The organism is Streptomyces sp. NPDC012888 (genome assembly GCF_042900645.1).
Classification (GTDB): domain Bacteria; phylum Actinomycetota; class Actinomycetes; order Streptomycetales; family Streptomycetaceae; genus Streptomyces.
In genome coordinates, this window is record NZ_JBIBBM010000019.1 from 162,710 (window position 1) to 174,941 (window position 12,232).

13 protein-coding genes are annotated in these 12,232 nt (G+C 73.8%); 3 read left to right on the plus strand and 10 right to left on the minus strand.

Features of this window, described 5'->3' with window-relative positions; all coding sequences use genetic code 11:
- Positions 1-32: 32 nt before the first annotated feature.
- Positions 33-773 carry a histidine kinase gene (locus ACFY61_RS28640; protein WP_389476611.1) on the plus strand — a complete coding sequence of 247 codons (741 nt, stop codon included), beginning with the start codon at positions 33-35 and terminating at the stop codon, positions 771-773.
- Between the two features lie 41 nt (positions 774-814).
- Here ACFY61_RS28640 and ACFY61_RS28645 read toward each other — a convergent pair whose 3' ends face one another.
- Genes ACFY61_RS28645 through codA form a run of 3 tightly spaced genes read right to left on the minus strand, consistent with a single transcriptional unit; the run spans position 815 to position 3,191 of the window.
- On the minus strand, positions 815-1,207 hold the full coding sequence (locus ACFY61_RS28645) for a molybdopterin-binding protein (protein WP_389476613.1): 393 nt from the start codon (positions 1,205-1,207) through the stop codon (positions 815-817).
- Positions 1,208-1,249: 42 nt separating this feature from the next.
- Positions 1,250-1,834: an HD domain-containing protein gene (locus ACFY61_RS28650; protein ID WP_389476615.1), complete on the minus strand. Its 585-nt coding sequence runs from the start codon at positions 1,832-1,834 to the stop codon at positions 1,250-1,252.
- A 49-nt stretch (positions 1,835-1,883) separates the two neighbouring features.
- On the minus strand, positions 1,884-3,191 hold the full coding sequence (gene codA, locus ACFY61_RS28655) for a cytosine deaminase (protein ID WP_389476617.1): 1,308 nt from the start codon (positions 3,189-3,191) through the stop codon (positions 1,884-1,886).
- A gap of 133 nt (positions 3,192-3,324) precedes the next feature.
- Between codA and ACFY61_RS28660 the strand changes: the two genes are divergently transcribed.
- Together ACFY61_RS28660 and ACFY61_RS28665 are read left to right on the plus strand one after the other, a co-directional pair.
- Complete coding sequence (locus tag ACFY61_RS28660; protein WP_389476619.1) at positions 3,325-5,121, plus strand: prolyl oligopeptidase family serine peptidase; 1,797 nt, start codon at positions 3,325-3,327, stop codon at positions 5,119-5,121.
- Between the two features lie 58 nt (positions 5,122-5,179).
- On the plus strand, positions 5,180-6,016 hold the full coding sequence (locus ACFY61_RS28665) for an SURF1 family protein (protein ID WP_389476621.1): 837 nt from the start codon (positions 5,180-5,182) through the stop codon (positions 6,014-6,016).
- Here ACFY61_RS28665 and ACFY61_RS28670 read toward each other — a convergent pair.
- The 7 genes from ACFY61_RS28670 to ACFY61_RS28700 all read right to left on the minus strand — a co-directional run bounded on the left by ACFY61_RS28670 (position 5,997) and on the right by ACFY61_RS28700 (position 12,217).
- Positions 5,997-7,052 carry a hypothetical protein gene (locus ACFY61_RS28670; protein ID WP_389476623.1) on the minus strand — a complete coding sequence of 352 codons (1,056 nt, stop codon included), beginning with the start codon at positions 7,050-7,052 and terminating at the stop codon, positions 5,997-5,999. The genes ACFY61_RS28665 and ACFY61_RS28670 overlap by 20 nt on opposite strands.
- Entirely contained in the window at positions 7,049-7,801 is a 753-nt protein-coding gene (locus tag ACFY61_RS28675; RefSeq protein WP_389476625.1) for a SigE family RNA polymerase sigma factor, read from the minus strand. Before ACFY61_RS28675 ends, ACFY61_RS28670 begins: the two co-directional genes overlap by 4 nt.
- A gap of 170 nt (positions 7,802-7,971) precedes the next feature.
- A complete protein-coding gene (locus ACFY61_RS28680; RefSeq protein WP_389476627.1) occupies positions 7,972-9,045 on the minus strand; it encodes an aspartate-semialdehyde dehydrogenase in 1,074 nt (357 codons plus the stop codon).
- Complete coding sequence (locus tag ACFY61_RS28685) at positions 9,042-10,322, minus strand: aspartate kinase (protein WP_389476629.1); 1,281 nt, start codon at positions 10,320-10,322, stop codon at positions 9,042-9,044. Before ACFY61_RS28685 ends, ACFY61_RS28680 begins: the two co-directional genes overlap by 4 nt.
- A 184-nt stretch (positions 10,323-10,506) precedes the next feature.
- Entirely contained in the window at positions 10,507-11,169 is a 663-nt protein-coding gene (locus ACFY61_RS28690) for a DUF5063 domain-containing protein (protein WP_389476631.1), read from the minus strand.
- Positions 11,162-11,761, minus strand: coding sequence for a recombination mediator RecR (recR, locus tag ACFY61_RS28695; protein WP_389476633.1), 600 nt, complete (start codon positions 11,759-11,761; stop codon positions 11,162-11,164). Before recR ends, ACFY61_RS28690 begins: the two co-directional genes overlap by 8 nt.
- A gap of 111 nt (positions 11,762-11,872) precedes the next feature.
- Positions 11,873-12,217 (minus strand): YbaB/EbfC family nucleoid-associated protein, encoded by a 345-nt coding sequence (locus tag ACFY61_RS28700; RefSeq protein WP_389476635.1) that lies wholly within the window; start codon positions 12,215-12,217, stop codon positions 11,873-11,875.
- Positions 12,218-12,232 lie beyond the last annotated feature (15 nt).

Sequence of the window (12,232 nt, forward strand, 5' to 3'; positions counted from 1 at the left end):
CACGGAGGGCGGCTTCATGGCAGGTTTGAGCCATGTCCGGATACCGGCTGCGCGACGGGGTCGCGCTCGCCACGGCTCTGGTGGCCCCCTTGGCGGCCGCACTCGTGCTCGTACCGTTCCGCGACGCGCTGTCGGGGACGAACGAGGCGCTGGTGCTGGTCGTCGTGGTCGTCGCGGTCGCCGCGCTGGGGAACCGCGCGGCCGCGGCCCTCGCCGCGCTCTCGGCGGCGGTGTGGTTCGGCGTCTTCCTCGGCGGCACGGCTGAGCCGGAGACCGCCGTGCTGCTGCTGGTCACCGGCTTGATCGTCGGGCAGCTCGCGGTCCGCGGACGCGCCCTGGAGAGCGAGGCCGCCGACGAGGAGGCCGATCTGGAGCGGTTGGAGGGGGTCGTCCGGTTCGCGGAAGGCGGCGCCGGGCCGCAGGCGGTGGCCGAGCACGTACGGGCCGAGCTGGTGGGGCTCCTCGGGCTGCGCGGGTGCCGCTTCGTGCGGGCCGCACCGGACACGCCGGCCGGACCGGCGACCGGGCACCTGCCGCGGCTGGAGCACGGCGGCACGATCTGGCAGGGCCTGGGCACCGACGACCCGGAGTGCACGTACTGGCCGGACGTGTGGCCCGACGGCGAGGTGGAACTGCCCGTCGCCGTGGCAGGCCGGCAGTACGGCCGCTACCTGCTCGACCCGCCGCCGGGAGGGCCTCTGCCCCCGCTGCGGGCCCGCCGGCTGGCCGTGGCACTGGCGGGGCAGGCCGGAGCGGCGCTGCGCACGGACTGAGCACGGTCCGGGCAGGGAGCGCGCCCGCCCTCGGGGAGGGGTCAGGGACGGTCGACGAAGACGCTGGTGGACTTCACGCGGGCGGTGGCCCGGTCGCCGACCCTGAGGCCGAGTTCCTCCACGGCCTCCCGGGTGAGCAGCGACACCACGCGGTGCGGCCCGGCCTGGATCTCGACCTGGGCGTCGACGGTCCCCAGCTTGACCGCCGTGACGATCCCGGGGAAGGCGTTGCGCGCCGAGGTGTACGGGGCGTCCTCGTCCCCGGCGTCCTCCTGGGCCACCGCCGCGCAGAAGGCCGCGAGGTCGGGGCCGTCCACGATGCGGCGGTTGCCCTCGCGGCGGGTCGGGAAGCGTTCGGCGTCCGCCCAGCGGCGGGCGGTGTCCACGCTCACGCCGAGCAGTCTCGCGGCCTGGCCGATGGTGTACGACTCCATGGGGCGAAGCCTAGGCGGCGCCGGGCCGGGACCACCCGCCGGTCAGGGCCGGTCCAGCTGGTTCGCCCCGATGCGGGTGGCCAGACCGCCCGCGACCAGCGAGGCGGCCGCGCAGTCCGGCTTGCGGCCCGCCTGGTCGGTCATCAGGTCGAGGAACCGGCCGCCGAAGCCCGCGCGCGGGTACGCGGCGACCAGCTCCGCCCGGAACGCCGGGTCGAACTCCTCCAGCCGGAGCCCGGACACGTCGGCGCTGGTGCCGACCTGGAGCAGGTGACTCTCGACGTCCTCCTCGGCCGTGACGTCGTCCCGCATGTGCAGCACGATCACCTCGGCCGCGCGGGCGCGCCGGTCCGCCGGCCAGCCCAGTCCGGCGGTCAGGACGCGCGCCAGGTGCCCGCCCGCCTCCTCGAAGGGCAGGGCGTACGAGTCGAAGGGCGCGGTCAGGCCCAGGTCGTGCAGCAGGGCCGCGACGTAGAGGAGTTCGGCGTCGAAGGAGAGGCCGTGGTCGGCCGCGTACCGGGCGCCGAAGGCGTACGAACGGACGGAGTGGTTCAGCAGTGCCTCGTCCGCGTACTCCGCGCAGACCTCCAGCGCCGTCCGCGCCGCCCTGCCCTCTACCTGCCACATGGTCCCGGCCCTCCCCTTACGACGGTCCCGCTCGTGCCCGACGATCATGTCAGGGGCGGGTGAAGTCCACGTCGACGGGGGCCTCCCCGGGCCAGGCCAGGCGGGTCGGCGCGGCCGGGGTCTCGGCGACCACGCGGCCCCGCGAGACCACGTACCGCGGGCGGACCTGGCGGCGTACCGCCTCGGCCGGGGAGCCGGCCGGGAGCAGCACGAAGTCCGCCGGGCAGCCGGGGCGGAGGCCGTACTCCTCGCCGATGCCGAGCACCGCGGCCGCCCGGTCGGTGATCATGGAGTAGGCGGTGGGGATCTCCTCGGCTCCGGTCAGCTGCGCCGCGTACAGGCCGACCAGGGCGGTCTGCAGCGGGTCGGCCGTGCCCAGCGGGTTCCAGGGGTCCATGACGTCGTCGTGGCCGAAGGCCACGTTCACCCCGGCGGCGAGCATCTCCTTGACCTGGGTCAGGCCCCGGCGTTTGGGGTAGCCGTCGAAGCGGCCCTGGAGGCCCAGGTTGGCGAACGGGTTGGCCACCAGGTTGATGCCCGAACGGGCCAGCAGCCGCTGCAGCTTGTAGCTGTAGGCGCCGTTGTAGGAGCCCATCGCCGTGGTGTGGGAGGCGGTGGCCCGGTCGCGCAGGCCCGACCGCAGCGCCAGCGTCGCCAGGACCTCCACGAAGCGGGACTGTTCGTCGTCGATCTCGTCGCAGTGCGCGTCCACCCGCAGCCCGTGCCGCTCGGCCAGCTCGAACGCCGTGCGCAGCGAGGCGACCCCGTCCTCGCGGGTGTCCTCGAAGTGCGGGATGGCACCGACCACGTCGGCGCCGCGCGCCACCGCCTCCGTCAGGAGCCTTTCGCCGCCCGGGAAGGACACGATGCCCTCCTGGGGGAACGCGACGATCTGGAGGGTCATCACGTCCCTGACCCGGTCGCGGACCTCGGCCAGGGCATCGAGGGCCACCAGCCGCTCGTCCGTGACGTCGCAGTGGGTCCGCACGTGCAGCACCCCGTTGGCGGCCTGCCAGCGCAGCACCTCGGTGGCCCGGCCGATCACGTCCTCGCGGGTCAGGGTCCGTTTCCGTTCGCTCCAGCGGGCGATGCCCTCCCACAGGGTCCCGGACGCGTTCGGTCGGGGCTCCCCCACGGTCAGCGCCGTGTCGAGGTGGATGTGCGGCTCGACGAAGGGCGGGCTGAGGAGGTCGCCGTGCGCCTCGATCAGCCGGCCGGTGGAGGCGGGCTCGCGCTGGTCGTCGTACGGCACCACGCGCGCCACGTGGCCGCCCTCCGCGACCTCGACGTCGACCAGGCCGGGTGCGACCCGGCCGTCCCCCGCGTAGAGCCGGGCGCCCCGGACGAGCATCAGCATGGGCCCACGATACGGCGGCGCGGCCGCCCGGGACCGGCCGCGGCGCGGGCCGCTCCTGTTCGGAGCACCCGGAACCGGTCAGGCCCGCGTCCACCACCGTCCCCCCGTCCGGCCCAGTCGGCATCCGGACACAATGGACGGCATGACCAACGACATGCCCGACTGGGAGAAGCGCTTCCGTGCTCCGCGCGTGGGCCTGCCCGAGTGGGCCGAGGACGCCCCGGACCGCTCGCTGTTCGTCTCCAACGCGACCGGAACCTACGAGCTCTACGCCTGGGACCGCGCCACCGGCACCCGCCGGCAGGCCACCGACCGTCCCAACGGCACCACCGACGGCACCCTCTCCCCCGACGGCGAGTGGATCTGGTGGTTCTCCGACACCGACGGCGACGAGTTCGGGACGTGGGTGCGGCAGCCCTTCGCCGGTGGTGCCGACGAGCCCGCGACGCCGGGTCTGCCCCCGTCCTACCCGGCGGGTCTGGCCATCGGCCGCGACGGGACCGCCGTGGTCGGCCGCTCCACCGACGAGGACGGCAGCACCGTCCACGTGTGGCGGCCCGACGGCACCGCGCCCGTCGAGATCTACCGGCACCGGGAGTCCGCCGGCGTCGGCGACCTGTCGTACGACGGCACCCTGATCGCCATCGAGCACACCGAGCACGGCGACGCCATGCACTCCGCGCTGCGGGTCCTCACCCCCGGGGGCGCCACCGTCGCCGAGCTCGACGACTCCAAGGGCGGCACGGTGGAGCTCGGCCTGGAGGTCCTCGGCTTCGCCCCGGTCGCCGGCGACACCCGGCTGCTCGTCGGCCACCAGCGGCGCGGCCGCTGGGAGCCGATGATCTGGGACGTGGCCGCCGGCACCGAGGAGGAGCTGGCGATCGACCTTCCCGGCGACGTGGCCGCCGAGTGGTACCCGGACGGTCGTGCCCTGCTGGTCTCGCACAGCCACGAGGCGCGCGGCGAGCTGTGGCGGTACGACCTGGCGGAGCGCCGCCTCGACCGCGTCGACACCCCCGCCGGCACGGTCTCCGCGGCGACCGCCCGGCCGGACGGCAGCGTCGAGTACCTGTGGTCCTCGGCGGCCGAACCGCCGGTGGTGCGGTCCACGGCGGGCGGCACGGTCCTCGACGCGCCCGGGATGACCGCCCCGCGGTCGGTGCCGGTCGAGGACGTCTGGGTGGACGGGCCCGGCGGGCGGATCCACGCCCTCGCGCAGCGGCCCGTGGGGCACGGTGACGGCCCCTTCCCGACGATCTTCGAGATCCACGGCGGCCCGGCGTGGCACGACAGCGACGCGTTCGCCGCGACGCCCGCCGCCTGGCTGGACCACGGTTTCGCGGTGGTCCGGGTCAACTACCGCGGCTCCACCGGCTACGGCCGGGAGTGGACGGACGCGCTCAAGCACCGCGTCGGCCTGATCGAGCTGGAGGACATCGCCGCCGTCCGGGAGTGGGCGGTGGGTTCCGGCCTCGCCGACCCGGCGCGGCTGGTCCTCTCCGGCGGCTCCTGGGGCGGCTACCTGACGCTGCTGGGTCTGGGCACGCAGCCCGAGGTGTGGGCGGTCGGGCTGGCGGCCGTACCGGTGGCCGACTACGTCACGGCGTACCACGACGAGATGGAGGCCCTCAAGGCGCTGGACCGCACCCTGTTCGGCGGCGCGCCCGAGGAGGTGCCCGAGCGGTACGCGGCCTCGTCCCCGCTGACGTACGTGGACGCCGTCCGGGCTCCCGTGCACATCGCTGCGGGCGTCAACGACCCGCGCTGCCCCATCCGGCAGATCGACAACTACGTGGACCGGCTCGCCGCCCGCGGCGCCGTCCACCAGGTGTACCGCTACGACGCGGGCCACGGCTCGCTGGTGGTGGAGGAGCGGATCAAGCAGGTCCGGATGGAGCTGGACTTCGCCCTGCGGCACCTCTCCGCGTGACGGGACGGGCGGAGCCCCCGGCGGCCGGGTGGCCGGCGGGGGCCCGTACCGTGGAGGGGTGAACCGGTTTCTGCTGACCCCTCGGTGGTGGGGGATCAACCTCTTCGTCGTGCTGGCCGTCCCCGTCTGCCTGTTCATGGGGACCTGGCAGCTCAGCCGGTTCGAGGACCGCGTGGACACCCACCGCGAGGCCACCGCCGAGCGGCCCGCCGAGGAGCGGGCCGCGCCGCTGGACTCGCTGCTCCCGGTGGACAAGCGGACCTCCGGGCGGCTGGCCCGGGCCGCCGGGGAGTACCGCGAGCAGTTCCTGGTGCCCGAGCGCCGGCTGGACGGCCGGTCCGGGTTCTACGTGCTGACGCTGCTGGAGACCGACGGCGGCAAGGTGCTCCCGGTGGTCCGCGGCTGGCTCCCGGGTGCCGCGGAGCCGGCCAGGGCCCCCGCTCCGCCCACCGGCCGGGTCGAGGTCACCGGTGCACTGCAGGCTCCGGAGAACTCGGGCACCAAGGGCGTGCACGCCTCGGGCGGTCTGCCCGAGGGGCAGCTGGGGGTGATCGGCGCGGCCTCGCTGGTGAACCTCGTGCCGCACGAGCTGTACGACGCGTGGGTGACCGTGCAGCAGGGCGCGGACGGCATGGAGCCCGTCCCGGCGCGCGCCCCGTCGAACACCGGTCTCGACCTCAAGGCCTTCCAGAACCTCGGCTACACCGGCGAGTGGTTCGTCTTCGCCGCGTTCGTGCTGTTCATGTGGTTCCGGCTGTACCGGCGTGAGGTGGAGGCCCTCCGCGACGCGGAGGCCGGCCTGGCGGACGCGGACGTACCCGCGGCTGCCGCGGCCGCCGGGCCGGCGGCAGCGGCCCCCGCCGCCGGCCCCGCCGCTAGTCGCCGACCGGAATGATGCCGGTCCGGTAGACCGTGCCGCCCGGGCAGGCCGACGGGACGACCGTCCGGCTCGTGGGGGCGCCCGGGTCCGCGGTGTGCGTGATCTGCACCCCGGTCGCCCCGGACGCGGCGGAGCCGCCGGTGTCCGCGCCCTGCGCGTCCTCCGCCCCGGCGGGCGGGACGGCCGGCGGGGTGGCGGCCGCGCAGCCGTCGGCGCCCGGCACCCAGGCGAACCGGACCTCGTACGAGGAGTTCGGGGACAGCAGGAGCGAGGGCAGCGAGGAGTAGGCGGGCAGTCCGGTCGCCGGGCCGTCGGCGCTGTGCTGCACGACCGGCACCGGGGCCGAGGCCGAGGGCCCGGACGCCACGGCGGCGGACACCGCGCCCGCGCCGTTCACCACGCAGTCGCGCGCGGACCGGTTGGTGATGCGGAACTTGCCGTACACCTTGCCGTCGGCGTCCGGGGTCCGGGCCTCGGCGACGGCGCCCAGCTGGTCGGCGCGGCAGGCGGGGGTGGTCGGGGGCGCGGCGGGCGGCATCGGGCCCGAGGGCCGGCCGTCGTCGGTCGAGCCGCCGGTGCCGCCGGTGCCGCCCGTCGCCGCGGAGCCGCCGCCGACGGTGGTGCCGGTCGGGGGCGGTTGCTGGCCGGCGGGGGGCGGGGTCTGGCCGGCGGTGCCGCCGGTGTCGCCCTTGTCCTTGGCCGGTGACTTGGAGGCCTTCACCTTGCCGCCTGGGCGGGCCATGTTGGGGTCGGAGGGGTCGTCCCCGGTCTGGCCGGCGTCCTGGCCGTGGCCGGCCACGGCCGTCGCCCGGCGTGAGCCGTCCGGGCCGTCGGTGAGCTGGATCAGGGCCGGCACGCCCGTCCCGACCAGCACCACCGCGGCCGCGGCCCCGACCAGGGCCTGCCGCTTGCGGGCGCGGCGCCGGGGCACCGCGTGCCGCAGCCGGTCCAGCGCGTCGTCGGCGGGCCTGAGGTCGGCGACGGCGCCGTGGAAGAGCTCGCGGAGCGCGAGGTCCTCCGCGCCCGGGTCCTGCTTGTTCGGTTCGGTCATGTCTGGGCCTCCATCGCCACCCGCAGCGCGGCAATGCCCCGCGATCCGTACGCCTTCACCGAGCCCAGCGATATCCCGAGCGTCTCGGCCACCTGGGCCTCCGTCATGTCCGCGAAGTAGCGCAGCACGAGCACCTCGCGCTGCCGCCTCTGCAGGCTCTTCATGGCCTTGATCAGGTCGTCCCGCTCCAGCTGGTCGTAGGCCCCCTCCTCCGCGCTCGCCATGTTCGGCATCGGCTTGGAGAGCAGCTTCAGGCCGAGGATGCGGCGGCGCAGCGCGGAGCGCGAGAGGTTGACGACGGTCTGGCGGAGGTAGGCCAGGGTCTTCTCGCGGTCACGCACCCGCCTGCGGGCGGAGTGGACGCGGATGAAGGCCTCCTGGACGACGTCCTCGCAGGAGGCGGTGTCGTCGAGCAGCAGCGCGGCCAGACCGAGCAGGGAGCGGTAGTGCGTCCGGTACGTCTCGGTGAGGTGGTCGACCGTGGTGCCCGCGACGACGTCGGTGCCGGCCGCGGTCGCCGACGGCGCGATGACCGCGGTGGGCGCGTCGTCCTGGTCAGCCGTCCGCGGCGACGGTACGCGGCCGCCGCGGGTGACCGGGGCACCGGGCGAGGCCTCGGGAACGATCACCGGGAGACCGCCGGGCATGCCGGGGCGCCGGCGCGGCGGAACGAGTCCGGCGCGTGCCTTGGAGATCCCTCCGGCGAAGCCGGCCGGGGGGACAGCGAAGTCGAGTAGTGCCTCTGCCACGCCCGTTGGACGCGCGTACCCTCGGAAGGGTTGTACGCGCGAGGCGCACCCAGCCGCAATACGTCGATTGCCCTCATCCGCACCCGCTCTTCCCGATTGCCCTATTTCACATAGACGGCAGTCGGGGCCATCACCTCGATCAAGGGATCAGCGATGATCCTACAAAGTGTTCACGGGATTTCATCCACGATGATCTCGGCGATCTGAGCGGCGTTCAGAGCGGCGCCCTTGCGCAGGTTGTCGGCGCACACGAAGAACTCCAGCGCGTACGGGTCGTCCAGCGAGGCCCGCAGCCGCCCCACCCAGGCCGGGTCGGTGCCCGCGGCGTCCGCCGGGGTCGGGAACTCGCCCGCCGCCGGATCGTCGACCAGCACCACGCCGGGGGCGGTCTGCAGGACCTCCCGGGCGCGCGGCACGGCCGGCCGCTGCTCGAACCGGGCCCGTACGGTCAGCGAATGGCCCGTCACCACCGGGACCTGCACGCAGGTCACGGAGACCGGGAGTGCGGCCAGGCCCAGGATCCGCCGGGTCTCGGCGCGTACCGCCAGCTCGTGCGAGGACCAGCCGTCCGCGGCCGGTTCGCCGGACCAGGGCACCACGTTCAGCGCCAGCGGCGCCGCGAACGGTCCGGTGTCCTCGCCGACGGCCCGGCGCACGTCTCCGGGCGCCTCGCCCAACCCGGTCCCCGCCACCAGCGACAGCTGGCGGCGCAGCGCCTCGGCACCGGCCCGGCCCGCACCGCCCGCCGCCTGGTACGAGGAGACGGCCAGCTCGGTCAGCGAGAACTCGGCGTGCAGCGCGCCGACGGCGGCGATCATCGCCGCGGTGACGCAGTCGGGGCCGGCCACGATCCCGCGCGGCCGGGTCCGCGCCGCGTGCCCGTTGATCTCCGGTACCACCAGCGGCACTTCGGGGTCGTCCCGGAAGGCGGCGGAGGTGTCGACCACCACCGAACCGCGCGCGGCGGCCACCGGGGCCCAGCGCGCCGAGACCTCGGCCGGGGTGAGGAACAGCACCACGTCGCCCGGGCCGAGGCCGTCGAAGGCGTCCTCGGTGAGCGCGAGCACCTCGGTCTCCTCGCCCCGCACGGCCAGCCTGCGGCCGGCCGAGCGGGCGGAGGAGATCAGGCGTATGCCGCCCCAGAGGTCCCGCCGCGTGGGCAGGATCCGGAGCAGGACGGTGCCGACCGCTCCGGTCGCCCCCACCACGGCGAGCGCCGGGGCGGACGACCGGTCTTCGGTCATCGGCCGGTGCCTCCGTAGACGACGGCCTCGTCGCTGTCGGAGTCGAGGCCGAAGGCCGTGTGGACGGCGACGACGGCGGCGTTGACGTCGTCCTGGCGGGTCACCACCGAGATGCGGATCTCCGAGGTGGAGATCAGCTCGATGTTGACGCCCGCGTCGGACAGCGCCTTGAAGAAGTCGGCCGTCACACCAGGGTTGGTCTTCATGCCCGCGCCGACCAGGGAGATCTTGCCGATCTGGTCGTCGTAGCGGAGCGAGTCGAAGCCGATCGCCGCCTTCGCCTTCTCCAGGGCGTCGATGGCCTTGTGGCCCTCGGTCTTGGGGAGGGTGAAGGAGATGTCGGTCAGACCGGTCGCCGCGGCGGACACGTTCTGCACGATCATGTCGATGTTGATCTCGGCGTCGGCGATGGCGCGGAAGATGGCCGCGGCCTCGCCCGGCTTGTCGGGGACCCCGACGACGGTGATCTTGGCTTCGGAGACGTCGTGGGCGACTCCGGAGATGATGGCGTGCTCCACCTGCTGGTCCCCTTGCGACTCGGGCTTCTCGTTGCTGACCCAGGTGCCCGGCAGTCCGGAGAAGGACGAGCGGACGTGGATCGGGATGTTGTAGCGGCGCGCGTACTCCACGCAGCGGTGGAGCAGCACCTTGGACCCGGAGGCGGCGAGCTCCAGCATGTCCTCGGAGGAGATCCAGTCGATCTTCCGGGCCTTCTTCACCACGCGCGGGTCGGCCGTGAAGACGCCGTCGACGTCCGTGTAGATCTCGCAGACCTCGGCGTCGAGGGCGGCGGCCAGCGCCACGGCGGTCGTGTCCGACCCGCCCCGGCCCAGGGTGGTGATGTCCTTGGAGTCCGCCGACACGCCCTGGAAGCCGGCGACGATGGCGATGTTGCCCTCGTCCAGCGCGGTGCGGATCCGGCCCGGCGTGACATCGATGATGCGCGCTTTGTTGTGGACCGAGTCGGTGATCACGCCCGCCTGGCTGCCGGTGAACGACTGCGCCTCGTGGCCCAGGTTTTTGATCGCCATGGCCAGCAGGGCCATGGAGATCCGCTCTCCGGCGGTCAGCAGCATGTCGAACTCACGCCCGGCAGGCATCGGGGATACCTGCTCGGCGAGATCGATCAACTCGTCCGTCGTGTCGCCCATCGCAGACACCACGACGACGACCTGGTGGCCGTTCTTCTTGGCATCCACGATCCGCTTGGCGACGCGCTTGATGCCCTCGGCATCGGCTACGGAGGAGCCTCCGTACTTCTGCACGACAAGGCCCACGTGCGCTCCTCGCTCATTCCAGTACTGCGGTCGCGGGTCAGTCTAACGAGCGACCGGATTCCGACCGCCGTGTACCACATCATGAGACGTTCCCTTCGTCACATGATCACACGGTTGCATGAGCGCCCGGGGCCCCGCCGGGGCGGCCGTTCGCGGCGGCCGTTCGCGGCGGGCGCGGGAGGCGCTAGCCCTCGCGGACCGGGCGGCGGCCGATCGAACCGAGCTCCTGGGCCATCACCCGGCCCGCCTGCTCGGCGAGGTCGTCCTCGGTCAGGTCCTCGTCCGTGTCGAGGCCGTCGAGGGCCTCCAGCGGCTGGTTCAGCCGGACGTGCGCGACCACCGACTGGAGGGCCCGCAGGGTGGCCGAGGCGGTGGGGCCCCAGTTGGTGAAGTACGAGAACTGCCACCACCACAGCGCCTCGGTGGTGCGGCCCTCCCGGTAGTGGGCCAGGCCGTGCCGCAGGTCGGCGACCACGTCGGCGACGTCGTCGGAGATCCGGTGCGCGACGGGCGCCTTGCGCGGCTCGTACGGGTCGAAGACCTCGGAGTACACGTCGACCGGGTCCAGCAGGTACGCGAACCGCTCGCGCAGCTCGTCCACGTCCGCCTCGGGACCCAGGTCGGGCTCGTACCGCTCGTCGGGCAGCACGTCCTCGTACGCGCCCAGCCGCCCGCCCGCCAGCAGCAGCTGCGAGACCTCCAGGAGGAGGAAGGGCACCGCGCTGCCCGGGTCCTCTCCCTTGGCCACCTCGGTGGCCGCCACGATGAAGGACTCGATCTGGTCGGCGATCTGGACGGCGAAGTCGTCCGGATCCTGCGCGAGGGCGTGCAGCGTTGCGTCAGACATCGAGAAGTCGCCTTCCTTCAAAGGCCCGCCCGAGCGTGACCTCGTCCGCGTACTCCAGATCTCCCCCGACGGGGAGTCCGCTGGCCAGGCGGGTGACCTTCAGGCCCATGGGCTTGATCATGCGGGCGAGGTAGGTGGCGGTGGCCTCGCCCTCCAGGTTCGGGTCGGTGGCCAGGATCAGCTCGGTGACCGTGCCGTCCGCCAGCCGCGCCAGCAGCTCGCGGATCCGCAGGTCGTCCGGGCCGACCCCCTCGATCGGGCTGATCGCGCCGCCGAGGACGTGGTACTGGCCCCGGAACTCACGCGTCCGTTCGATCGCCACGACGTCCTTGGGCTCCTCCACGACACAGATGACCGTGCTGTCGCGGCGGGCGTCACGGCACACGGCGCACCGCTCCTCCTGCGCCACGTTGCCGCAGACCGCGCAGAACCGGACCTTGTCCTTGACCTCCAGCAGGGCGTGCGCGAGCCGGCGGACGTCCGCCGGCTCGGCCTGCAGCACGTGGAAGGCGATCCGCTGCGCGCTCTTGGGCCCGACGCCGGGCAGCCTGCCCAGCTCGTCGATCAGGTCCTGAACCACGCCTTCGTACAACGGACTGCCTTCTTCCTGAATGGGTCTGGGGTCGATCTGGAGGTTCGGTCTGGGGTTCGGTCTGGGGGTCGGCCTGAGAGGTCTGTGGGGGTCTGCCGCGGGGGCCCGGGGTCAGAACGGCAGACCGGGGATGCCCGACCCGCCGCCCAGTCCCTGCGCCAGCGGCCCCAGCTTCTGCTGCTGGAGCTGCTGCGCATTCTCGTTGGCCGCCTGGACCGCCGCCACCACCAGGTCGGCGAGGGTCTCCGTGTCCTCGGGATCGACCGCCTTCGGGTCGATCACCAGGCCCTGGAGCTCACCCGAGCCCGTCACGGTCGCCTTGACCAGGCCGCCGCCGGCCTGACCGTCGACGAGCGTGGCGGCGAGCTCCTCCTGCGCCCTGGCGAGGTCCTGCTGCATCTTCTGGGCCTGCTGGAGCAGCTGCTGCATGTTGGGCTGGCCACCACCGGGAATCACGCTTCACTCCTTCTT

Bases quoted from the DNA above. Each gene is read 5' to 3' on its own strand.
- ACFY61_RS28640 (WP_389476611.1), top strand. From the start codon at position 33: ATGTCCGGATACCGGCTGCGCGACGGGGTCGCGCTCGCCACGGCTCTG.
- ACFY61_RS28645 (WP_389476613.1), bottom strand. From the start codon at position 1,207: ATGGAGTCGTACACCATCGGCCAGGCCGCGAGACTGCTCGGCGTGAGC.
- ACFY61_RS28650 (WP_389476615.1), bottom strand. From the start codon at position 1,834: ATGTGGCAGGTAGAGGGCAGGGCGGCGCGGACGGCGCTGGAGGTCTGC.
- codA (WP_389476617.1), bottom strand. From the start codon at position 3,191: ATGCTGATGCTCGTCCGGGGCGCCCGGCTCTACGCGGGGGACGGCCGG.
- ACFY61_RS28660 (WP_389476619.1), top strand. From the start codon at position 3,325: ATGGACGGCATGACCAACGACATGCCCGACTGGGAGAAGCGCTTCCGT.
- ACFY61_RS28670 (WP_389476623.1), bottom strand. From the start codon at position 7,052: ATGACCGAACCGAACAAGCAGGACCCGGGCGCGGAGGACCTCGCGCTC.
- ACFY61_RS28680 (WP_389476627.1), bottom strand. From the start codon at position 9,045: ATGACCGAAGACCGGTCGTCCGCCCCGGCGCTCGCCGTGGTGGGGGCG.
- ACFY61_RS28690 (WP_389476631.1), bottom strand. From the start codon at position 11,169: ATGTCTGACGCAACGCTGCACGCCCTCGCGCAGGATCCGGACGACTTC.